Genomic DNA, 22,215 nt, shown 5'->3' on the forward strand with positions numbered 1-22,215 from the left:
TGTCCCCGTTTGGCAGCGATCACGGCCCTGTGTTCCCCAACTGGGCCGCGTTGCGCTCCCCGTAACACCCGACTAGGATTCGCGCAAAGACTTAACCCGAAAAAAGGATGCGTAAATGACGCAGATTGATGTCTATTTCTCCACTCTATCCCCGTTTACCTATTTGGCGGGCCTACGGCTTGAAGGTGTTGCGGCGAAGCACGGGGCCACGGTCAACTATAAGCCTATGGATATTATGGGGTTGTTTGGGCGTACTGGCGGCACACCTCCAGGTCAGCGCCACCCGAACCGCCAAGAGTGGCGCCTGTTAGATATGGAACGCTCTGCAAAGAAGCTCGGGATGCCGATTAACCTGAAACCGGCGCATTGGCCAACAAATCCTGCACCGTCTTGCTACGCGATTATTGCCGCACAGGCGTCCGGTGCGGACGTGGGCGAATTGATTCACGGCTTTACCACGGCCTGTTGGGCTGAAGAGCGTGACATTTCTTCTGACGAGGTTGTACGCGATGTGCTCACTGCAGCGGGTCTTGATCCTGCATTGGCTGACAAAGATATGCTTGGCAGCGCTGAGCAATACACCAAGAACACGGATGATGCGGTTGCCGCAGGCGTCTTTGGAGCGCCGACATATATCACAGACACAGGCGCGCGGTTTTGGGGGCAGGATAAGATCGAGGATCTGGATCTGCACCTGTCGGGCAAGCTGTAAGTTTGAAGCGATAAAACCCCCTGTTGCGCGTTATCCGCGCAGCAGGGTGATCAATTGGTCAATCTCGGATGTGGGCTTGGACCAATCGCATACAAAGCGCGCTCGGATCAGCTCGTCATCAGGGCCGTCTAGCGAGGCGTCTGACGGGAAGAGGTAGTATTGCGCACCAGCCCCCATTGCGCGGCGGTGTGCGGCGCGGGGCAGGTTGGCGAAGACCATATTGGCTTGCGGTGTGTCGGGAATTTCCGCTCCCGCGATGGTTTCCAATCCTTTGACCAGACGCGCGCAGTTGGCGTTGGCTTGTGCGCCCAGTTCCAACCACAGATCGCCAGACAGGTAGCCCTCCATCTGCGCCGACAAGAAGCGGTGCTTGGAGAACAGATGCGCCCCACGTTTGCGGCGCAATTCAAATTCCCACGCTTTTTCAGGATCGAAGAAGATCACGGCTTCGACGCCCGCGCAGCCGTTTTTGGTGCCGCCGAAGGACACCATGTCGATGCCTGCCTTCCAGGTCATATCCGAGGCTGAGCATCCAAGCGCTGCGCAAGCATTTGCAAAGCGGGCCCCATCTAGGTGGGTTTTCAGCCCGTGGTCCTTGGCGATGGCGGTGATCTGGGCAATCTCGCCCAAGCTGTAGAGCGTGCCGACCTCGGTGGCTTGTGTGATGGTAACAGGGCCCGGTTGGGCGCTATGCACATCCTTTTGGCCTGTGGTCGCAATGGCGCGCCTTAGGGCGTCTGGGTCCATCTTGGCCCCAATGCCGTCAACAAGGGTCAGCTTGGCTCCGTTGGAGTAGAAGTTCGGCGCGCCGCATTCGTCTTCCTCCACATGAGAGACGCGGTGGGCGAAGATCGTGTCCCAGCTGTTGGTGTATGTGGACAGGGCCAGCGCGTTGGCGGCGGTGCCGGTAGCGACGAGATAGACGGCGGCCTGAGGGGCCTCAAAGGTGGCGCGGATCATGTCGCGGACGCGGGGCATGATGGTGTCGTTGCCGTAGGGCATCTCGTAGCCGGAATTGGCTGCTATGATTGCGTCCAGCACGCGCGGGTGCATTGGGCCTGCATTGTCGGATGCAAAGTTCATGGCGTCAGTCCTCGATAATGTAGTTTTCCCATTCGTCCTCGGAGACTTCGAACTCCGGAACGGTCCATCCTTGCACGGATGCACCCGCGTCGTGAACCGTCTGTGCCGTTCCCGAAATGAGCGGGTGCCAGTCAAACAGCGGCTTACCCTCGGCCAGCAGCCGGTAGGCGCAGGTGGGGGGCATCCAATAGGCGATCTCGTCGATGTTAGAGGGGGTCAGTTGCACGCAGTCGGGGACGAATTGCTTGCGGATGTCGTATTGGGCGCAGCGGCAGGTTTCGCCGTCAAGAAGGCGGCAGGCGACGCTGGTGAAGGCGATCTCGAAGGTGTCCTCGTCTTCCAGCTTGTTCAGGCAGCACCGCCCGCAACCGTCGCATAGGGCTTCCCATTCTTTCTCCGACATGTTCTTGAGCGGGACTTTTTCCCAGAACTTATGCCGCAGCCCGTCGCGTTGGATCGGGTCGGTCATAGAGCAGTTAAGATGGTGCGGGCGCGTTCGCAATCGGCGTCCATTTGGGTGATCAAGGCCTCAAGAGTGTCGAATTTTTCCTCGCCGCGCAGATATTCCACCAAAGCGACGGATAGGGTCTCGCCATATAGGTCGCCCTTAAAGTCGAACAGGAAGCTTTCGCAGTTGGGCCAGTTCATACCGAACATTGGGCGCACCCCAATGGAGGCCGCTCCAAGGTATTTGCCCTTATGGGGGCCTGTCAGCACATCGACCAAAATGGCGTAGACGCCAAATTTCGGCGGGTGCAGACCGTCGATGGACATATTGGCCGTGGGGTAGCCCAAAACGCGGCCCCGTTGGTCGCCTTGGATCACTTCGCCGTCAATGCGGTGCCAATGGCTGAGCATTTGGGCTGCATCACGAGGGCGCCCGTCTGCCAAAGCGGCGCGAATGTTGGTGGAGGACACTTGATTGGTGCCTTGGGTCACAAGCTCGGCCACGGTGACGCCAAAGCCATATTGCGTGCCGAATGCTTTTAGCATCTCAACGTTGCCCTCACGTCCTTTGCCGAAACGGAAGTCAGCGCCAACAACGACATGGGTCAGTCCCAAACCTTGGGCAATCACGTCGCGCGCGAACTCCTCGGCAGTTAGGCCGGCCAAGCTTGGGTTGAAATTCAGTTGATACAGACGCTCCACGCCAAGCTTCTCTAGGCGGTGGGCCTTGGCTTCGGCATTCATCAAGCGAAAGGGCGGGGCGTCTTTGGCGAAAAATTCGCGCGGGTGGGGCTCAAAGGTGACGACACCCAGCGGGGCGTCAGGGGCCGCTTCGCGTGCGATCTTGATGACCGCTTGATGACCGATGTGAACGCCGTCGAAGTTGCCAATGGCCGCGGTGGCACCGCGGTCCTGTGGTCTTACAAACTGATAGTCTCGGATGATCCTCATGGCGATTGCGTAAACGCCGTGGCGCAGGGGCGCAAGTCTTAGTCGAACTTGCGCGATGGGGCCAAAACAATCGCTTCGCCTTTCAACACGTTTTTGCCGTCAACTTCGCAGCGAGTATGCATGGTGACGCGGCGCTTGGCGTGGTCGATATCTGTGACCTCTACCTCGGCTAAAACCATGTCACCGGGGCGCACTGGGGCCATGAATTTCAGGGTTTGCCCAAGGTAGACCGTGCCATGTCCGGGCAGTTGCTCGCCTATGACGGCAGAGATCAGGCCAGCGGTCAGCATCCCATGGGCAATGCGTCCCTCGAAGATGGTGTCTTCGGCATAGGCGTCGTCAAGATGCACCGGATTATGGTCCGTGGAGACCTCGGCAAACAGCTCGATGTCGCGGTCGGTCACCTGCTTGCGCAGATGCCGCTTCATGCCGATCTCAATATCCTCAATGCAAATAGTGCCACGAGGTAGGTTGTCTGTGCGATGAGCGACAAGCATGGTGAGTAACTTTCAAGCGTGAATCATTTCGTGTTTGAAATATAATTACTTTGCAGTCGCAGCAAAGTCTAGACGTTTCTAGACTAACGCAGGAAGCCAATCGTATAGGTTGGCGACACCATTTCCTTCTCTAGATATGCGCTGAGAAGGGCAGGGTCTGGTTGATGCGTGGTTTTGGTCTCTTCGGCGGCAAGCCCGCCAGAGATGAATAGGGAATCGAGATCTTCCCCCATTGCGCCGCTGACATCCGTTAAAACGCCGTCACCGATGCACAAAATGCGGTCGTCCGCGATGGTGTCGCCCAAGGCGGCCAAGCGGCGGCGGGCCAGATCGTAGATGGGTGGGTGCGGCTTGCCGAAGTACAGGCTTTCGCCGCCCATTTCGGTGTAGAGCTTGGCCAAGGCGCCCGCGCACCATTCGCGTTTCTCGCCGCGGTCCACCACGATGTCGGGGTTGGCGCACAGCAACTTCAGACCCTTTTGCTTGGCGTAAAGGAACTCTGGGCGCATGCCTTCTGGATCCGCAAACGGGTCCACTGGGCCGCAGCACACGATGCCTTCGGCCTCTTCTAGGCTGACTTTTTCAACTGCCACTGGGTTTTCGACAATTTCCAACGGGTCGAAGAACGTGTCGTCATGCGGCTGACCAATGAAATACACCTTGGACCCAACAGCCCCGTTAAACATGGCAAAGCGCGCGCTATCGCCGGATGTGGCGATGGCGTCCCAGCTGTCCTCGGCCACGCCGATTTTTCCCAGTTGCGCTTGCACGGAGGCGTGGTGGCGCGGGGCGTTGGTCACGAAGATCACCTTGCCGCCCTTGGCGCGGTAGGCTTGCATGGCGGAAACCGCATCCTCAAAGGGCACCAACCCGTTGTGAATGCAGCCCCAGAGGTCAACAAACAGCGCGTCATAGCGATCGGAAATTTCGGACAGATGGGTGACGATCTGGGACATGTGTGGACCTCAAAATTGGATGTCGGATAACCGTCGGCTTTCCGTCTGCATTTTGTCGGGCACCGTCAATTTCAAATCACGGTGCCCGATGGTGGCTTATTGGGGTGCTAACTTAGACCTTCAGGTTCGGGATGATCTGTTTTTTGCGGCTCATCACGCCAGGAAGAACAACGCTGTCCCCAGAGACCGACGCGTCGAATGATTTCTCCGCCACGCGCTTGGATAGGTCGTTCGGGATCAGCATGGTGGCTTCTTCGTTGAGGATGTCGACGACGAACAACAGAACTTCGTTCACCTTGTCTTCGCCAGCAACGGCAGGCATCGCTTCCATGATCTCGGCCTTGCGGTCTAGAACCATTTTCGGGCTGGTTGTCTCCAGCACCGAGACGCGGAACTTTACGCCTTCAACTTCGTATTCTTTGCTGTCCATGCGCAGCAGTTCAGCCGCCGAAAAGGCCGAGACATCGGATTTCGCAGCAAACATGTCAGCCGCGTAGGCTGCGATGTCGATGCCCAGATCGGCGGCCAGCTTATTCGCCAGCTCGCGGTCTGTGTCGGTGGTGGTGGGGGAGCGGAATTCAAGCGTGTCGGACAAGATGCATGACAGCATCGCACCTTTGATGTTTTCTGGCATGTGGGCTGCGTGCTCGCCCATCAGGTCGTGCATGATGGTGGCGGTGCAGGCCAATGGGCGGATGGTGATGTCAATCGGGCCGGCTGTTTCCAAGCCGCCAACCAGCTTGTGGTGGTCGATGATGGCTTGCACGTCTGCGCCGTTAATGTTGGCGGGCAGCTCGGCGGGGTTGTTGGTGTCTACGATTACGCAGGCTTGGCCGTCGGCGACATTGTCGATGATTTCCGGTTTGGCAAGGTTCCAGCGCTCCAGAACGAAGGCGGCTTCTGTGTTCGGCTCGCCCAGCAATTTGGCGGCTGCGTCGCCGCCTGTGTGGTTGATGAACCATTCCCAGATCAGTGGGGAGCCGGTGCTGTCGGTGTCAGGGGATTTGTGGCCGAATACGAAAGTGGTCATGGGTGCGTCCTCGATAAATGCATGCGTCTTTGCGGGCCTTATAGGAGTGCGCGTGCGGCTTGTCACGCGGGCTTACATGCGGCGAATTACGCAGCAGAGGACCGCGCAATCTTGAGGTCGGGCGTGAAGGGGATATCCACCAGTTCGGGGGCCAGATGGGCCAACAGCGCGTCGTTGTAGGTGTTCGCGCGGCGCTCGGCCACGGGCAGGCGCATGCAGGCGGCGATAATGGCGCGGTCATTGAACGGGTTCACAAGGAAATTGCGTGTGTAGCCGTAGAATTTAGGCTGCCATCCGGGCAACAGGCTTTCGATAAAGGCAAAGTCATAGGCCAAATGCTGCGCGCCCTCGGGGAGGCTTGATTTCCACGCGAGGTAATCCGGTTTGAAGGCTTCGATGGTCTGCGCGCCGCCGTCATTCAAGATCGCCAAGCGTTCAACGGCGTAATCTGCGTCATGCCCGTCGGGGTGGGCGGCATCTTGGGACAGGCCACGTTTCCAATGGTTGGCTTTCAGGATTTCCATGACATTGCCGCGCAGCACCACGCCTTTGGGGATCTTGCGCGCCAGCCCGTCTAGGATGTCGTTATTCGCATCGCCGACAAACCCGCCCGCCAAGCGGAAGGCCGTTTTTTGGCGTCTGCGGGCAGGGCGGCTTAGGGTGTCGCGGTTCTGCGCTGTGTCGGTGAAAGACGCATAGGTCTGGTGGTTGAGGCTCAAGGTCTGAGCCAGTTGCTCCGCCACTTCGGCGTCAATCTGGCCCTGCCAGTTCGACACGAAGGTATAGCTATGATCGATATGCGCCAGATGCGGCTTGGCGGCGGCGGCAAGGTTGCGGCTGTCACGCCCGCCGGTCAAAGGCAGCAAGGTGGTGTTGGATTTGGCGATGGCGCTGATCACGCTGCTCAGGCGTTGTCCCATGTCTGCGATAGTGCGCTCTGGCGTATCCAGCGGGAAACCGGCGTCGGCTTTCGGCCAGAAGCGAGACAAAGCGAAGCTGTTCAAGCCCAACCGGTGGTTGGGCATGACCCCACATACAAAGGCGTCGCGGGTGTGGCCAAGGGCGTAGCTGCCACGCCCCGCTTGGACGGCGTCCACATCAAAGCGTGGGTTGTCGATCAGCGGGCGGTTGATGCACATCAGCGGGGTTGAGGCGACGGTGCGGGTGTTCGCGTCATAGACGACGCCCATGGATCCGGTGGGGTCTGCATAAACTGCGCCCTGCGCGTCAAACGCCACGAAGCGGCCAGCGGCATGGGTGGCGAAGCTCTCGAAGTCGCCGCTCAATGTGTAGCCGTCGCCGACCAACGTGCCGTCACCGTCTACTGCGATCCCTAAAAGTAGCCCTGCAAAGCCGCCCGATGAGGCGTTTAGACGAGCAAAGGGGATGCTGCGGCAGTGGTGCAGGAACCAGTCGTCGCCCAACTCGCTGATGCGGTATCCGTCTATTGCCAGTTCGGTGGATTGGCTCAGTGTGAACTGGCCACGAAAGATGCGGGCGAAGTCCAGTTTGGCCGCTTCGCAGGCCGTATGGGCCGCAAGGGGGGCGCTTAACATGTGGGCGGCTCCTGTTTGGGGCTCTGATTGTTCTGCTCTTGTTACGCGGATGATACACCATGGCTTGGGTGTTTGGCAAAACCTTGTTGCCGGTTGCGCGCGCCGTGTAGCCTTGCTGCCATGACCAAAGAAACAGAGCTATATGCGCCAGTGAAATCCTTCCTTGAGGGGCAGGGCTACGAGGTGAAGGGCGAAATCGGTGCCTGCGATGTCGTGGGGATGCGTGGCGACGATGATCCGGTGATTGTGGAGCTGAAAACCGCCTTCTCGCTAAGCCTGTTTCACCAAGGGATTGCGCGGCTGTCGATGTCGGATGACGTCTATATTGCGGTGCCGCGCAAAACAGGTAAGCCGTTTCAAAAGGCACTGAAGGAAAATACCGCGATGTGCCGCAGGTTGGGGCTGGGGCTGCTGACCGTGCGTCTGTCCGACAAATTGGTGGAGGTCCACGCGGACCCGACCCCCTACGCCCCGCGCAAGTCAAAGAAACGCAAGGGGCGGCTATTGAAGGAATTCGCGCGGCGGGTGGGTGACCCTAACGATGGCGGGGCCACACGGCACGGGTTGATCACGGCGTATCGGCAGGATGCCATTCGTTGCGCGCGCTTCTTGGCGGTGCACGGGGCATCCAAAGGTGCGAAGGTGGCGGAGTGGGCTGAGGTGCCTACGGCCACGCGCCTGATGCGTGACAATCACTACGGTTGGTTCGACAAGGTGGCGAAAGGTGTCTACGACCTGAACGCCCAAGGCCATAAGGGCCTGAACGACTACGGCGATCTGTCGGTTTAAGTTTCCTTCAAGAATCTTGGGTGTGGCGGTTGACTCATGCTCAACCGCTCCTTAGCTATCCGTCGTTGGCACTCGCATAAGGTGAGTGCTAACGGCTTCGGCAAGGCCGAGGCCATGGGAGTAATATTGGAGCTAAGGAGCACCAAACGATGGCATTGAAACCGCTTCACGACCGCGTTCTTGTAGAACGTGTTGAAGGCGACGAAAAAACCGCAGGTGGTTTGATCATCCCTGAGAGCGCAAAAGAAAAACCAGCTGAAGGCATGATTGTTGCCGCTGGCGAAGGCGCACGTAAAGACTCGGGCGAACTGATCCCTATGGCAGTCAAAGAAGGCGACAAAATTCTGTTCGGCAAATGGTCCGGCACAGAAGTCACCGTTGACGGCAAAGAACTGCTGATCATGAAAGAAAGCGACGTTCTGGGCATCATTTCCTAAGGGAAGTGATCGGGCCTCGGCCCACCTCAGATCCATCTCGCAAGACTAATGCATTTCAAAGGAGCACATGAAAATGGCTGCTAAAGACGTAAATTTCGGCACAGAAGCCCGGAACAAGATGCTGAAGGGTGTCAACGTTCTGGCTGACGCTGTAAAAGTTACCCTCGGTCCTAAAGGCCGTAACGTGGTACTGGACAAATCCTTCGGCGCACCGCGCATCACCAAAGATGGTGTATCCGTGGCCAAAGAGATCGAACTGGAAGACAAGTTCGAGAACATGGGCGCGCAAATGGTTAAGGAAGTTGCTTCCCGTACCAATGACGAAGCTGGCGACGGCACAACAACAGCTACAGTTTTGGCTCAAGCCATCGTTCGCGAAGGCCTGAAGTCGGTTGCGGCTGGCATGAACCCAATGGACCTGAAGCGCGGCATCGACATGGCGACTGCTAAGGTTGTGGCTGAGATCTCCGGCGCGGCGCGTCCGGTCAACGACAGCGACGAAGTTGCGCAAGTTGGTACAATCTCCGCAAACGGCGAAGCTGAAATCGGCCAGCAAATTGCTGACGCGATGCAGAAAGTCGGCAACGAGGGTGTTATCACCGTTGAAGAAAACAAAGGTCTGGAAACAGAAACCGATGTTGTTGAAGGCATGCAGTTCGACCGCGGTTACCTGTCCCCTTACTTCGTCACTAACCCTGACAAGATGACAACAGAGCTGGAAGACTGCCTGATCCTGTTGCACGAGAAGAAATTGTCTTCCTTGCAGCCAATGGTTCCACTGTTGGAAACTGTTATCCAATCCGGCAAGCCTTTGATGATCATTGCTGAGGATGTTGAGGGCGAAGCCCTTGCAACTTTGGTTGTGAACAAACTGCGCGGCGGCCTGAAAATTGCTGCTGTTAAGGCTCCTGGCTTCGGCGATCGTCGTAAAGCCATGTTGCAAGACATCGCTATCCTGACTGGTGGCCAAGTTATTGCCGAAGATCTGGGCATGAAGCTTGAGTCCGTGACCATCGACATGCTGGGCACTGCCAAGAAGGTTCAAATCACCAAAGACGAAACAACTATCGTTGACGGTGCAGGCGAGAAAGCTGAGATCGAGGCACGCGTGTCCCAGATCCGTCAGCAGATCGAAGAAACCACATCCGACTACGACCGTGAGAAGCTGCAAGAGCGCGTTGCCAAATTGGCTGGCGGTGTTGCTGTTATCCGCGTTGGCGGCATGACCGAAGTTGAAGTTAAAGAGCGCAAAGACCGCGTTGACGATGCATTGAACGCGACACGTGCCGCTGTTCAAGAAGGTATCGTTGTTGGTGGTGGTGTTGCTCTGGTTCAAGCATCCAAGACCCTTGAGGGTCTGGAAGGCGCGAACAACGACCAAAACGTTGGTATCTCGATCGTACGCAAAGCTATCGAAGCTCCTCTGCGTCAGATCGCTGAGAACGCTGGCGTCGACGGCGCTGTTGTGGCTGGCAAAATCCGCGAGTCCGGCGACGTGACTTTCGGCTTCAACGCTCAAACCGAAGAATATGGCGACATGTTCAAATTCGGTGTGATCGACCCTGCGAAAGTTGTTCGCACAGCTCTGCAGGACGCGGCTTCTGTTGCGGCTTTGTTGATCACAACCGAAGCAATGGTTGCTGACAAACCATCCAAAGACGGCGGCGCACCTGGTGGCGGCATGCCTGACATGGGCGGCATGGGCGGCATGATGTAATACGGCTCACGCCATATTACGCCGATTTAATTGGGGCCATCCTTTCGAGGGTGGCCCTTTTTCGTTGACCGCTTTGTGAAGGGGGAAATGTATGATGGCGCGTCTTTTCAATTTTCTTCGATGGAAATTGGCTCTATGGCGGAAGTATGCGTTTATTTCTTCTCACGACCGTCACCATGATCGCCTTCGCGGCGAACTCCGTCCTCAACAAGCTTGGGGTGTCCATAGGCGAGATGGAGCCATTGAGCTTCGCAATGCTACGCCTTTGGAGTGGCGCGTTGATGCTGCTGGCGCTGATCTGGCTTAGAAAGCCCACCACTTCGGAGAGCGGGAGTGTTATCGGCACGGTGTCTTTGCTTGTTTATATGTTGGGTTTTTCGCTGGCCTATGTCTCGCTGGAGGCAGGGGTCGGGGCGCTGATCCTCTTTGGGGTCGTTCAAATCACCATGTTCGCCGCCGCCGTCATCGCGGGGGAGCGCATCCCGATGTTGCGCTATTTGGGTTGCGGCGTGGCGTTTTCCGGCCTTGCGGTGTTGCTTTGGCCTGCGGGCGGTGCGGTTCCCGATTTTTGGGGCGGGGTTCTTATGGCCGCCGCGGGCGTTGGCTGGGGCATCTATACATTGGTCGGGCGTGGGGCGGCGGCACCGCTTTTGCGCACCGAGCGGAACTTTCGTTATGCGGCATTGTTCATGGTCGCGGTTGCCGTGATTGTCGGCTTGCCTGTTGGAAATGCGACCGGATACATGGCGGCTGTGGCCTCCGGCGCGATTACCTCGGCGCTGGGCTATGCGCTTTGGTACCGCGTGTTGCCGCAACTTCCGACGACAATCGCCGCGACGGCTCAGTTAACGGTTCCGGTGATCGCGCTGGCGGGCGGAATGGCGTTTTTGGGCGAGGCGCTGACACTTCGTTTCGCGCTGGCAAGCTTGCTGGTTCTGGGCGGGGTGACGTTGGCCTTGCGCAAGTCCCGCTAATTCAACCGCGTCAGTAGCCCGCCGGGTTGGCGCTCGATCTTGCCCTCCAACTCCAGCAGCGTCAGCTGGGGCGACAGGGCGCCTGCGTCGATATTCAAATCCCGCGATAGTTGATCCTCTGCAATCGGTGTCGGGCCAAGTAGTCCCAAGATTTGCGCATGCGCGTCGCCATGGGTGTGAACAGGAGAGGTTTTTACCGGTTCTGGTTTCATGGCAAGGGCCACGGGTTGCGGCGTGCTGATGTTGGCGAGCACATCTTGCGCGGATCGAACCAATGTCGCCCCGTCGCGGATCAGCAGGTTGCACCCCGCCGCCCGTGCATCAAGGGGGTGACCTGGCACGGCCATCACCTCGCGGCCCTGATCCAAGGCGTTGCGTGCCGTGATCAAGCTGCCGGATTTCGCGGCAGCCTCCACCACAACAACCCCGCGCGACAGCCCCGAGATGATGCGGTTGCGGCGTGGGAAGTCCCGCGCTTGCGGTTGCAGGCCCAATGGGCGCTCCGATAAGATCAGGCCTTGGTCTGCGATGTCGTCATGCAGTTTGGTGTTTTCGCGCGGGTAGACCACATCCAAGCCACCGGCGACAACGGCGATGGTGCCATGGGGCAGGGCGGCGATATGGGCCGCAGTGTCCACACCCCGTGCCATGCCGGAGCTGATCACGTAGCCGGCGTTGCCCAAGTCGGTCGACAGGCCTTGTGCCATGCGGGTTCCCAGTGATGAGGCGTTGCGTGCGCCAACCATCGCGACGGTTGGTTTATTCGCGAGCGCGATATCACCTAATGCCCATAAAACCGGCGGCGCGTCGGGCAAATCCATCAATGCTTGCGGGTAGGTGGCGGAGCCATGGAGCAACAATTGCGCCCCCAATTGTGCCCCGCGCTCCATCTCTTTTTGGGCGGCGCCCACCGTGCAAGGGGTATAGCGCGCAACACCAGCGGCGGAGGCGATGTGGGGCAAAGCATCGAGGGCCGCGCTTGCTGATCCGTGTTCATGCAACAGTCGGAAAAATGTACTGGTGCCAACGCGGTAGGATCTGATCAGACGGAGCCAAGAGACACAATCGCCCTGTAGTCTTGGGGGTGCGAGGGGGGGTGGGGTAGACAGCAGGTCGCCGGCCATTCTTCGCTCCGTCTAATCAGTGACCTTACTTTCAACGGTGTGAGTTAAAGGAAGGTGAATGTAGACAATGTGAAGAGATATTTCCGCTAACTTGCTGATCAGTATTGTAAAAATATTGCAGTTAACCTGAGTACAACCCTCCCGAGCAGGTCGGGAGGTGATTCCTTTTGCCCCGAGCAATGGGTCAGGTGGCAGAGCCGCCCACCGTCAGCCCACCAATTTTTAATGTTGGCTGTCCGACGCCCACAGGAACCCATTGCCCCGCCTTGCCGCAATTGCCCATGCCGGGGTCCAGCGCCATGTCGTTGCCAATGGCTTGGATGTGCTTGAGGGCCGTGGCCCCGTCGCCAATCAAGGTCGCGCCATTCACCGGCTCGCCCACGATGCCGTTTTTGACGCGGTAGGCCTCGGTGCAGCTGAACACAAACTTGCCGTTGGTGATATCAACCTGCCCGCCGCCAAAGCCCACGGCGTAGATGCCGTCTTTTAGATCGCGAACAATCGCTTCCGGCTCCGCGTCGCCGCCCAGCATATAGGTGTTGGTCATGCGGGGCATGGGGGCATGGGCGTAGCTTTCGCGGCGGCCGTTGCCCGTAGGTTCCACCCCCATCAGGCGCGCATTTTGGCGGTCTTGCATATAGCCGACCAACACGCCGTCCTCGATCAGGGTGTTCTTGCCCGAGGGCGTGCCCTCATCATCCACAGTGATAGAGCCACGGCGGTCAGGGATCGTGCCATCATCCAGAACGGTGACCCCTTTGGCGGCAATTTGTTGCCCCATCAGGCCGGCAAAGGCGGAGGTTTTCTTGCGGTTGAAGTCGCCTTCCAAGCCGTGGCCGATGGCCTCATGCAGCAAAATGCCCGGCCAGCCCGGCCCAAGCACCACATCCATCACGCCCGCAGGGGCGGGGGTGGCGTCTAGGTTGACCAAAGCGATGCGCAGGGCCTCTCGAATTAGTCCCTGCCAATGTTCAGGTTCCAGCAAGCCGTCCAACATGCTGCGCCCGCCGCCGCCAGCGGTGCCACTTTCGCGGCGACCGTCTTTTTCGGCAATGACCGAGACGTTGATGCGGGTCATGGGGCGGTCGTCTGTGACGAGGGTGCCATCGGGGCGCAGGATTGCGACCTCTTGATGGGATGCCGCCAGCGAGGCGGAGACTTGCACCACGCGTGGGTCCAGCGCGCGGGCGAAGGCGTCGATCTCGCGCAGGGTGTCGACCTTGGCGGTGAAGGCGATGCCTGCCATCGGGTCCATGTCGGAATACAGCTTGCGGTTGGTACGCGCAGGGGCTGCGGCCAAGGTGCCGCCGCCAGAGCCTACCGCAAGGCGGGCTGTCTCACTGGCGCGGATCAGCGCGTGCTCGGATATTTCGGTGGCATGGGCGTAGCCTGCGGTCTCACCTCGTACGGCGCGCAGGCCGAATCCCTCGGAGGCGTCGTAACTGGCGGTTTTGAGGCGTCCGTCGTCAAAAGCGAACATTTCGCCGCGTTTGCGCTCTAAATACAGCTCGCCGTCGTCGGCGCCAGCAGTTGCCGCGCGGAGAATCTCTAGGGCGCGATCTTGGTCCAACATGGTCTCGAAGGGCCGAAATGGTGTGGCATTAGGGGTGGTCATTGGTGATTCCCTTGAATTAGCGGTAAATAGTGTGCGGCATGGTGGCGCTTTAGTGGTCTGGGTGCTTGCCCCTTGCAAGGTAATATGGTTTCTCCGGCACCAGACGCAAGCGGGGGACCGCGTGCCCAAAGAGCACGGCCCTGACAAAGACGGGAACACTAGATGAGAATTGCAAAACTTTTTGCTGGCTTCGCAGGCATCTTTGCCGCCACTGGCGCATATGCGCAAGCAGCACTCGATAATTTGGAGATTATCGGCAAGCCGAACGCCGAGACATCCCTGAGCTTCCAGCCTCCGGTCACCGAATTGGCGCGTGACATTCAATGGTTGGACCAATTCGTATTCGTAATCATCGCTGTGATTACCGTTTTCGTAACGGGCTTGCTGTTGTGGTGTATCTACCGCTTCAACGCCAAGCGGAACCCAACGGCCGCAACCTTCACGCATCACTCCTTGCTGGAAGTGGCTTGGACTTTGGTTCCGGTGCTTATTCTGGTCATCATCGGGTCGGTTTCAGTTCCGGTGCTGTTCAAGCAGCAACGCATCCCTGAAGGCGATATCGTGATCAAGGCAACTGGCTACCAGTGGTACTGGGGCTACGAATATGTTGACCACGGGTTTGCCTTCGACAGCATCATGATTGGCGCCGGCGAAAACCGCATGAGCCCTGAGGTCGAGGCCGAGTTGGTTGAGGCCGGTTACAGCAAGGACGAGTTCCTGCTCGCCACTGACACTGCGGTTGTTGTGCCTGTGGGCAAAACCATCGTGATGCAGGTGACAGGTGCCGACGTGATCCACTCTTGGACCATCCCCGCCTTTGGCGTGAAGCAAGACGCCGTTCCTGGTCGTTTGGCAGCACTTTGGTTCAAAGCTGAAAAAGAAGGCGTCTACTTCGGTCAATGCTCCGAGCTGTGTGGCCAAGCCCACTCCTACATGCCAATCACTGTGAAAGTCGTAAGCCAAGAGGCCTATGACGCATGGTTGGAAGGCGCGATTGAGGAATTCGCAGGGACACCACTGTCCGTGCAGGTTGCCTCGGCAGACTAAGCGACTTGACGATGCGGCGGGGGGAACCCCGCCCTTCGTGTATCTACCTTTGAGGGTGTGACGCCACATGAGCGACGCGACACAAAATATCGAAACGACCTCTGGCGAAGGCCAGTTCGGCGACTATTGGGCGCTGCTCAAGCCGCGCGTGATGTCGTTGGTGGTGTTTACCGCCGCCGTTGGCGTGTTCGTGGCTCCCGTCAGTGTGCACCCCTTCATCGCGATGGTCTCCATTTTGTTCATTGCCTTAGGTGGCGGCGCATCCGGCGCGTTGAACATGTGGTATGACCACGACATCGACACCATTATGAAACGCACGGCCAACCGCCCTGTTCCCGCAGGCAAGGTCGCACCCGGTGAGGCGCTGACGCTGGGTCTGTGGCTGTCATTCATTTCGGTCACAATGCTGGGGCTGGCGTCAAACTGGGTCGCCGCTGGCATCTTGGCCTTTACAATCTTCTTCTACGCGGTGGTCTACACCATGTGGCTCAAGCGCTGGACGCCGCAAAACATCGTTATCGGTGGCGCGGCGGGGGCCTTCCCCCCGATGATCGGCTGGGCCGTGGCCACGGGCGGTGTGTCCGTTGAAAGCGTTTTGTTGTTCTGCCTCATCTTCATGTGGACGCCACCCCACTTCTGGGCTTTGGCGCTGTTCATGAACAATGACTACACCAACGCCGGCGTGCCGATGCTGACCGTGACCCACGGCAAGCGCGAGACCCGCAAGCAAATCGTCATCTACGCCGTGCTGCTGGCACCGCTGGCCATTGGGGCGGCGTTTACCTCTATCGGGGGCTGGATTTATCTGACGGCTGCCTTGTACCTGAACGCCAAGTTCGTTTGGGGCGCTTGTAAGCTGTGGCAGCGCGAAGAAGACGCAGCCGAGGCGGATGAGTATAAGGCCGAGCGCGCTTACTTCCGCTTCTCCTTGGTTTACCTGTTCGCAAGCTTCTGCGCGCTACTGGCACAAGCGATCTGGGTCAAATCCGGCATGGGGGCTTGGTAAGATCATGGCATTGAAAGTTGAACACGAACTGCACCAACGCCGCTTTGGCCGAAACATCGGTGTGGGCTTGCTGCTTGTTGGTTTTGTCGCGATTGTCTTCGGGCTGACCGTGGTTAAGGTGAAAAACACTGGCTTCGTGGAGGGCTACGATCACGTGGCCCGCCCTGCGCTGATCGATCAAGAGGGGGGCAACTGATGCTGCGTAACCTCGATCCCAAGAAGCGTACTGTGGCAACTTTGGTCGGTGTGGTTTTGACCATGGGCGGCTTGGGCTTTGCCTCCGTGCCGCTCTATGACCTGTTCTGCCGCGTCACCGGTTATGGCGGGACCACGCAGCAAGCGAGCGTCGCTTCTGATGAAATCTTGGACCGCACGATCAATGTGCGTTTTGATGGCTCCTTGTCGTCGAAAATGGCTTGGGAATTTAAGCCTGTCGAAAGCCAGATGAAAATTCGCATCGGGGAAACTGGGTTGGCCTTCTACGAGGCTCACAACCCGACCGACCGCCCGATTGCAGGCCAAGCCAGCTACAACGTGTTCCCGTTCACCGCTGGCGGCTACTTCAACAAGATCGAGTGTTTCTGCTTCACCGAGCAGGTGTTGCAACCGGGTGAAACTGTCCAAATGCCCGTAACGTTTTTCGTCGACCCAGAAATCGTCGACGACCCCGACGGAAAGTTTGTTGAGGAGATCACCCTCAGCTATACGTTCTATGAAATCGACCTGCCGGAAGAGACCGCTCAAGTGGATCTATCGCCCGCGCAGCCCGCTACAGAAACTGAATATAACTAAGCCGACACGAGGGAGCCCCACAAAATGGCCCACGCCAAGAACCACGATTACCACATCCTGCCGCCGTCCATTAACCCGTTCTTGGGGTCGTTCGCAGCATTCATCATGCTGGTCGGAGCAGTCGCTTGGATGGCTGGCCCGATCCCAGTGCTCTTTGAGACGATTGAGCTGAGCGGCCCTTGGCTGTTCCTGATCGGCTTTGCGGCGGTTCTATATGTCATGTTCAGCTGGTGGGCTGAGATGGTTGAAGAAGGCCAGCAAGGCGACCACACCCCAGTGGTTCAAATCGGCCTGCGCTACGGCTTCATCTTCTTCATCATGTCCGAAGTTATGTTCTTCGTGGCGTGGTTCTGGTCTTTCTTTAAGCACGCTATGTACCCAATGGGCCCACTTAGCCCTGCTATCGATGGCCAATGGCCACCTGCGGGCATCGAGACATTCGACCCTTGGCACCTGCCTTTGATCAACACATTGATCTTGCTGTGTTCCGGTGCGGCGGCGACTTGGGCGCACCACGCGTTGGCCCATGAAGACAACCGCAAAGACCTGAAGCAAGGGTTGATCATCGCGATCTTGTTGGGCGCTTTGTTCACCGTGTTCCAAGTCTATGAATACAGCCACGCGGCCTTCGGCTTCTCTGGAAACATCTATGGCGCGAACTTCTTCATGGCGACTGGCTTCCACGGCTTCCACGTTTTGGTGGGGACAATCTTTCTGCTGGTCTGCTTATTGCGGGCACAACGCGGTCACTTCACCAAAGACCACCACGTGGGCTTTGAGGCGGCGGCTTGGTACTGGCACTTCGTGGACGTTGTATGGCTGTTCCTCTTCGCGGCAGTCTACATCTGGGGCGGCTGAGGCACCCCGCGATACGTTGAGAAATACTATAGGCGCGAGGGGAAACCCTCGCGCTTCTTCATTGAGGTGACATGACCAAACGAATGATCCTGCCCTTGCTGTTCGGCCTCATCGGTTGCACCATTCTGATCAGCTTGGGGACTTGGCAAGTCAAACGCCTTGCATGGAAAGAGACCATGCTGGCCGAGATCGACGCCCGTATCGCGGCGGCCCCTGTGGCTTTGCCGGAGGTGCTGGACCGTGAAGGCGACTTGTATCTGCCGGTGAAGGCCGTTGGCACATTGAGTGAGACCCGCATTCGCGTCTTGGTCAGCCAGAAAAAAGTCGGGGCGGGCTACCGGATCATCAGCCCCTTCACGACCAACGGGCGCACGATCTTGGTAGACCGGGGCATCGTCCCCATCTCGGATGAGCTGCCCCTTCCGCCGAAAGGCGAGGTCACCGTGTCTGGCAACCTCCATTGGCCAAACGAAGTCGACAGCTACACCCCAGAGCCTGACACCACCCGCGACATCTGGTTCGCCCGTGATGTTGACCGTATGGCAGCCAATCTAGGGGCAGAGCCGGTTTTGCTCATCTTGCGCCAAGCCACACCCGCCACACCCGAAATTATCCCGCTTCCCGTCAGCCGCGCTGGCATCCCAAACGATCATCTGTCTTACGCGATCACATGGTTTTCGCTCGCATGTATATGGTTTGTGATGACAGGCTTTTTGCTTTGGCGTATCAGGCAGCGGACCGTTTGAAGGAAAACCCCATGCGCTACATCTCTACCCGCGGCAAAGCCCCTGTGCTGACATTCGAGCAGGCCATGCTCACAGGCCTTGCCCGTGACGGCGGTTTGTACCTGCCAGAGAGCATTCCCGCGTTGGACCAAGACGCCATTCGCGCCATGCGCGGCATGTCTTACGAGGAGGTCGCCTTCACCGTAATGCGCCCCTTCATCGGCGACACATTCACCGATGCGGAGTTCCGCGACATCATCGCCAAAGCCTACGCTGGTTTCGGACATGACGCGCGCGCGCCGATGGTGCAGCTGGGTACGAACCATTACCTGCTAGAGCTGTTCCACGGCCCGACCTTGGCGTTCAAAGATTTCGCCATGCAGTTAATCGGGCAGTTGTTCCAAGCGGCACTCAAACGCTCCGGCGAGCGGGTCACTATCGTGGGGGCCACATCCGGCGACACAGGCTCCGCCGCGATTGAGGCGTTCCGTGGGCTGGACGCGGTTGATGTGTTCATCTTGTTCCCGCAAGGCCGCGTCTCGGACGTGCAGCGCCGTCAAATGACCACCCCGTCCGAGGGCAACGTGCATGCGCTGGCCATCGAGGGCGACTTCGACACCTGCCAAGCCGCCGTTAAAGACATGTTCAACGATTTCGACTTCCGTGACGGCGTGCGCCTTGCGGGTGTGAACTCGATCAACTGGGCGCGGGTACTGGCGCAGGTGGTGTACTACTTCACCTCTGCCGTGTCGCTTGGCGCGCCGGACCGCGAGATCAACTTCACCGTGCCAACTGGCAATTTCGGGGACATCTTCGCGGGCTACATCGCCAAACAAATGGGCCTGCCCATTGGCGAGCTGGTGATTGCCACGAACCAAAACGACATCCTGCACCGCACGCTGGAAACTGGGGCCTACACAACGGACGGCGTGAAGCCGTCGATCAGCCCGTCTATGGACATCCAAGTGTCCTCCAACTTCGAGCGGGCCTTGTTCTACGCCTACGGCCAAGACGGCGCGGCGGTGTCTGATCAGATGGATGCGTTGAAAGCATCGGGCGAGTTCAAGGTCAGCCAAGGCGCCTATGAGGCGTTGAAGGAAACCTATGCATCTGGCCGTGTCAGCGAGGAAGAGACCTCTGCCATGATCAGCCGTGCCAATACGCAAATGGGCGAGCTGCTATGCCCACACTCCGCCGTTGGGGTGAAGGTGGCGATGGACCACCAAGGGGCCACGCCGATGGTCACATTGGCCACCGCGCATCCTGCGAAATTCCCCGCTGCCGTGAAGGCCGCTTCGGGCCACCACCCAGAGCTACCTGAGCGCATGTCGGACCTGTTCGAACGGACTGAGCGCATGACCGAATTGCCAAATGACATCGACGCGATCAAAGCCCTTATCCGCGAGCGTATCGCCACATGACGCAACAATTGCACACCCTATCCAATGGGTTTCGCGTCGTAACTGAACACATGCCGGGGCTGGAAAGCGCCAGCGTGGGGATTTGGGTCAATGCCGGTGGTCGCCACGAGCGGGTTGAGCAAAACGGCATCGCGCATTTCCTAGAGCACATGGCGTTCAAGGGCACCAAGCGGCGCAGCGCGTTGCAAATTGCCGAAGCCATTGAAGACGTGGGCGGCTACATCAACGCCTATACCTCGCGCGAAGTGACCGCCTATTACGCGCGCGTTTTGAAAGACGACGTGCCATTGGCGATGGATGTGATTGGCGACATCGTGCGCCATCCGGTGTTTGATCCGCGCGAGATCGAGGTGGAGCGCGGCGTGATCTTGCAAGAGATCGGCATGTCTCTGGACACCCCCGACGACGTGATCTTCGACTGGCTGCAAGAGGCGGCCTATCCGCGGCAGCCCATCGGGCGCACCATTCTTGGGCCAACCGAGCGGGTGAAGAACTTCTCACGTGATGACCTGTCTGGCTTTGTGGCGGAACACTACGGCCCGCAAAACCTGATCTTGTCGGCGGCAGGGGCGGTGGACCACGACGCAATCGTGCGCATGGCGGAGGACATGTTTGGCGATATGCCCGCCTCCGTGTCCAATGTGCCGGATGTCGCCACCTTCGCATCGGGCGAGCGCCGCGAAGAGAAAGCGCTGGAGCAGGCGCACTTCACATTGGCGCTGGAGGCCCCGGGCTACCGCGACGACGACTTTTATACCGCGCAGGTGTTCGCCTCGACCTTTGGCGGGGGCATGTCCTCGCGTTTGTTCCAAGAGGTGCGCGAGAAGCGTGGGCTTTGCTATTCGATCTACAGCTCCATCGGCAGCTATTCGGACACGGGCATGATGACGATCTATGCGGGCACATCCGCAGATGACATCGCGGGCCTGGCGGATATCACCGTGGACGAGTTGAGACGCGCCGCGGACGACATGTCGGAGGCCGAGGTCACCCGCGCACGCACACAAATGAAGGCAGGCATCTTGATGGGGCTGGAAAGCCCGTCGTCGCGGGCCGAGCGCTTGGCGCGGGTCGTGGGCATCTGGAACCGCGTGCCGCCCTTGTCTGAAACCATTGAGAACATCGACGCCGTGGACGTGACACAAGTGCGCGGCTTTGCCGAAGGTTTGGCCAAGGCTCAGGCCGCGATGGCGCTTTATGGCCCGGTCGGGCAAGCGCATGATTTGGCCCATGTCACCCGTCGATTGAGCGCCTAATGCTGTGGCGTAAGCGCAAAATCTGCATTGAGACGGAGCGCATGACGCTGCGTCTTCCTGTGCATTCTGATTACCGCGAATGGGCGGCTTTGCGCTCCAGCTCGCTGGAATTTTTGACCCCGTGGGAGCCCGCATGGGCCACGGATCACCTGACGCGCAAAAGCTTCACCAATCGGGTCTACTGGGCACAACGCTCGGTCAACAACGGGAATGCGGTGCCGGTTTTTCTGGAACGCCGCGAAGACAAGGCGCTTCTGGGAGCGATCACGCTGGACAACATCCGCCGTGGCCCTGCGCAATCTGGCACATTGGGCTATTGGATGGGGCAAAACTACACCCGCAATGGCTACATGCGCGAGGCGATCATGGGCTTGGTGCATTTCGCGTTCCTGACGCTGGATCTGAGCCGGATAGAGGCAGCCTGTCTGCCCGAAAACACCGCGTCGCGCGGGGTGTTGGAAAAATCTGGCTTCAAATATGAGGGCGTGGCGCAAAGCTATCTGCAAATCAACGGCCGCTGGCGCAACCACGTGCTGTTCTCCAACCTACGCAGTGATCGTCGGGGCAGAACGGACGCGGGATAGGGCGCACTCCCCGACACCTTTTGGGAGGTGGTTTCGTGTGCCGCGACGGGCCGTTCGCACATCGGGAACAGATGCGTGATTTGAACATTTGGTTAAGTTCCGCTAGGTTAACCTACAAATAATAAAAAAAGTCCGAGCGGTTTCATAATGCTACGTTTCATTCAATCCCTTTGGGGGGCTGTTTTGGCCCCTATGTTTCAGCGTCCCAAGAAGCTGCAGATGGCCGCATTGTGCCATCGCGGTGTGGGCCGAGAGAAGGAATTTCTACTGATCACCAGCCGCGATACTGGTCGTTGGATCATCCCCAAGGGCTGGCCAATACGTGGATTGGATTCTAGCGGGACGGCTTTGCGCGAAGCGTGGGAAGAGGCAGGCGTGACCAATAGTGAGGTCGAAGAGGACCCTATTGGCAGCTACGATTACAACAAATCCCGTAATAGCGGCTTGGAAATACCGGTCACGACTTTGGTCTATTCGGTTGAAGTGAATGACCTTTCCGAGGATTTCCCCGAAGCGCATGAGCGGACCCGCAAGTGGGTCACTGCGGACGCGGCCGCCGAGATGGTGAATGAAGCTGAGCTGAAGTCGATTTTTCGCGCCCAATAAGCACTGTTAACAATTCTAATTGCACTGTTGAT

24 protein-coding genes are annotated in these 22,215 nt (G+C 58.5%); 15 read left to right on the forward strand and 9 right to left on the reverse strand.

The genetic code is table 11. The features are described from left to right. Positions 1–115 precede the first annotated feature (115 nt). A complete protein-coding gene (locus tag ABJN86_RS06995; RefSeq protein ID WP_348365809.1) occupies positions 116–712 on the forward strand; it encodes a 2-hydroxychromene-2-carboxylate isomerase in 597 nt (198 codons plus the stop codon). Between the two features lie 30 nt (positions 713–742). Here the strand turns inward: ABJN86_RS06995 and ABJN86_RS07000 are convergent, their stop codons facing one another. The 7 genes from ABJN86_RS07000 to ABJN86_RS07030 all read right to left on the reverse strand — a co-directional run bounded on the left by ABJN86_RS07000 (position 743) and on the right by ABJN86_RS07030 (position 7,232). Next, on the reverse strand, positions 743–1,795 hold the full coding sequence (locus ABJN86_RS07000; RefSeq protein ID WP_348365811.1) for a low specificity L-threonine aldolase: 1,053 nt from the start codon (positions 1,793–1,795) through the stop codon (positions 743–745). Between the two features lie 4 nt (positions 1,796–1,799). Further along, positions 1,800–2,264: a YcgN family cysteine cluster protein gene (locus tag ABJN86_RS07005; protein ID WP_348365812.1), complete on the reverse strand. Its 465-nt coding sequence runs from the start codon at positions 2,262–2,264 to the stop codon at positions 1,800–1,802. Further along, complete coding sequence (locus tag ABJN86_RS07010) at positions 2,261–3,193, reverse strand: bifunctional riboflavin kinase/FAD synthetase (protein ID WP_348365814.1); 933 nt, start codon at positions 3,191–3,193, stop codon at positions 2,261–2,263. Before ABJN86_RS07010 ends, ABJN86_RS07005 begins: the two co-directional genes overlap by 4 nt. Before the next feature lie 38 nt (positions 3,194–3,231). Further along, complete coding sequence (locus tag ABJN86_RS07015; RefSeq protein ID WP_348365815.1) at positions 3,232–3,690, reverse strand: MaoC family dehydratase; 459 nt, start codon at positions 3,688–3,690, stop codon at positions 3,232–3,234. A gap of 83 nt (positions 3,691–3,773) precedes the next feature. Next, positions 3,774–4,646: a TIGR01459 family HAD-type hydrolase gene (locus ABJN86_RS07020; protein ID WP_348365817.1), complete on the reverse strand. Its 873-nt coding sequence runs from the start codon at positions 4,644–4,646 to the stop codon at positions 3,774–3,776. Between the two features lie 112 nt (positions 4,647–4,758). Further along, positions 4,759–5,676, reverse strand: a complete 918-nt coding sequence (locus ABJN86_RS07025) for a manganese-dependent inorganic pyrophosphatase (protein WP_348365818.1) — start codon at positions 5,674–5,676, stop codon at positions 4,759–4,761. An 86-nt stretch (positions 5,677–5,762) separates the two neighbouring features. Further along, positions 5,763–7,232: a hypothetical protein gene (locus tag ABJN86_RS07030; protein ID WP_348365820.1), complete on the reverse strand. Its 1,470-nt coding sequence runs from the start codon at positions 7,230–7,232 to the stop codon at positions 5,763–5,765. A 120-nt stretch (positions 7,233–7,352) separates the two neighbouring features. Between ABJN86_RS07030 and ABJN86_RS07035 the strand changes: the two genes are divergently transcribed. From ABJN86_RS07035 to ABJN86_RS07050, 4 genes are all read left to right on the forward strand, one after another. Beyond that, positions 7,353–8,021 (forward strand): DUF2161 family putative PD-(D/E)XK-type phosphodiesterase, encoded by a 669-nt coding sequence (locus ABJN86_RS07035; protein WP_348365821.1) that lies wholly within the window; start codon positions 7,353–7,355, stop codon positions 8,019–8,021. Between the two features lie 149 nt (positions 8,022–8,170). Next, the gene (locus tag ABJN86_RS07040) at positions 8,171–8,458 is read left to right on the forward strand and encodes a co-chaperone GroES (RefSeq protein ID WP_348365823.1); all 288 of its coding nucleotides are present in this window, start codon (positions 8,171–8,173) and stop codon (positions 8,456–8,458) included. Between the two features lie 73 nt (positions 8,459–8,531). Further along, on the forward strand, positions 8,532–10,175 hold the full coding sequence (gene groL / locus ABJN86_RS07045) for a chaperonin GroEL (protein ID WP_348365825.1): 1,644 nt from the start codon (positions 8,532–8,534) through the stop codon (positions 10,173–10,175). 146 nt (positions 10,176–10,321) lie between these two features. Then, a complete protein-coding gene (locus ABJN86_RS07050; protein WP_348365826.1) occupies positions 10,322–11,149 on the forward strand; it encodes a DMT family transporter in 828 nt (275 codons plus the stop codon). On the opposite strand, the gene dprA is transcribed toward ABJN86_RS07050, so the two are convergent. Both dprA and tldD read right to left on the reverse strand, forming a co-directional pair. After that, positions 11,146–12,273, reverse strand: coding sequence for a DNA-processing protein DprA (dprA, locus tag ABJN86_RS07055; RefSeq protein ID WP_348365828.1), 1,128 nt, complete (start codon positions 12,271–12,273; stop codon positions 11,146–11,148). The genes ABJN86_RS07050 and dprA overlap by 4 nt on opposite strands. Before the next feature lie 184 nt (positions 12,274–12,457). After that, positions 12,458–13,888 carry a metalloprotease TldD gene (tldD, locus tag ABJN86_RS07060; RefSeq protein WP_348365830.1) on the reverse strand — a complete coding sequence of 477 codons (1,431 nt, stop codon included), beginning with the start codon at positions 13,886–13,888 and terminating at the stop codon, positions 12,458–12,460. A 162-nt stretch (positions 13,889–14,050) separates the two neighbouring features. On the opposite strand from tldD, the gene coxB reads away from it, so the two are divergent. The 10 genes from coxB to ABJN86_RS07110 all read left to right on the forward strand — a co-directional run bounded on the left by coxB (position 14,051) and on the right by ABJN86_RS07110 (position 22,183). Further along, entirely contained in the window at positions 14,051–14,935 is an 885-nt protein-coding gene (gene coxB / locus ABJN86_RS07065) for a cytochrome c oxidase subunit II (RefSeq protein WP_348365832.1), read from the forward strand. 67 nt (positions 14,936–15,002) lie between these two features. Further along, positions 15,003–15,941 (forward strand): heme o synthase, encoded by a 939-nt coding sequence (gene cyoE / locus ABJN86_RS07070; protein ID WP_348365834.1) that lies wholly within the window; start codon positions 15,003–15,005, stop codon positions 15,939–15,941. A 4-nt stretch (positions 15,942–15,945) separates the two neighbouring features. Then, complete coding sequence (locus ABJN86_RS07075; RefSeq protein WP_348365836.1) at positions 15,946–16,137, forward strand: hypothetical protein; 192 nt, start codon at positions 15,946–15,948, stop codon at positions 16,135–16,137. Then, the gene (locus ABJN86_RS07080) at positions 16,137–16,733 is read left to right on the forward strand and encodes a cytochrome c oxidase assembly protein (protein WP_348365838.1); all 597 of its coding nucleotides are present in this window, start codon (positions 16,137–16,139) and stop codon (positions 16,731–16,733) included. The genes ABJN86_RS07075 and ABJN86_RS07080 overlap by 1 nt, the downstream gene beginning before the upstream one ends. Positions 16,734–16,757: 24 nt before the next feature. Next, positions 16,758–17,591: a cytochrome c oxidase subunit 3 gene (locus tag ABJN86_RS07085; RefSeq protein WP_348365840.1), complete on the forward strand. Its 834-nt coding sequence runs from the start codon at positions 16,758–16,760 to the stop codon at positions 17,589–17,591. A gap of 71 nt (positions 17,592–17,662) precedes the next feature. Then, positions 17,663–18,337, forward strand: coding sequence for an SURF1 family protein (locus ABJN86_RS07090; protein WP_348365842.1), 675 nt, complete (start codon positions 17,663–17,665; stop codon positions 18,335–18,337). An 11-nt stretch (positions 18,338–18,348) separates the two neighbouring features. Next, a complete protein-coding gene (thrC, locus tag ABJN86_RS07095) occupies positions 18,349–19,737 on the forward strand; it encodes a threonine synthase (protein WP_348365843.1) in 1,389 nt (462 codons plus the stop codon). Next, the gene (locus ABJN86_RS07100) at positions 19,734–20,993 is read left to right on the forward strand and encodes a pitrilysin family protein (RefSeq protein WP_348365845.1); all 1,260 of its coding nucleotides are present in this window, start codon (positions 19,734–19,736) and stop codon (positions 20,991–20,993) included. The genes thrC and ABJN86_RS07100 overlap by 4 nt, the downstream gene beginning before the upstream one ends. Continuing rightward, positions 20,993–21,577 carry a GNAT family protein gene (locus ABJN86_RS07105; RefSeq protein ID WP_348365847.1) on the forward strand — a complete coding sequence of 195 codons (585 nt, stop codon included), beginning with the start codon at positions 20,993–20,995 and terminating at the stop codon, positions 21,575–21,577. The genes ABJN86_RS07100 and ABJN86_RS07105 overlap by 1 nt, the downstream gene beginning before the upstream one ends. 147 nt (positions 21,578–21,724) lie before the next feature. Further along, positions 21,725–22,183 carry an NUDIX hydrolase gene (locus ABJN86_RS07110; RefSeq protein ID WP_348365849.1) on the forward strand — a complete coding sequence of 153 codons (459 nt, stop codon included), beginning with the start codon at positions 21,725–21,727 and terminating at the stop codon, positions 22,181–22,183. Positions 22,184–22,215: the final 32 nt, after the last annotated feature.

This window comes from Litoreibacter sp. (assembly GCF_039974535.1).
Taxonomy (GTDB): Bacteria; Pseudomonadota; Alphaproteobacteria; order Rhodobacterales; family Rhodobacteraceae; genus Litoreibacter.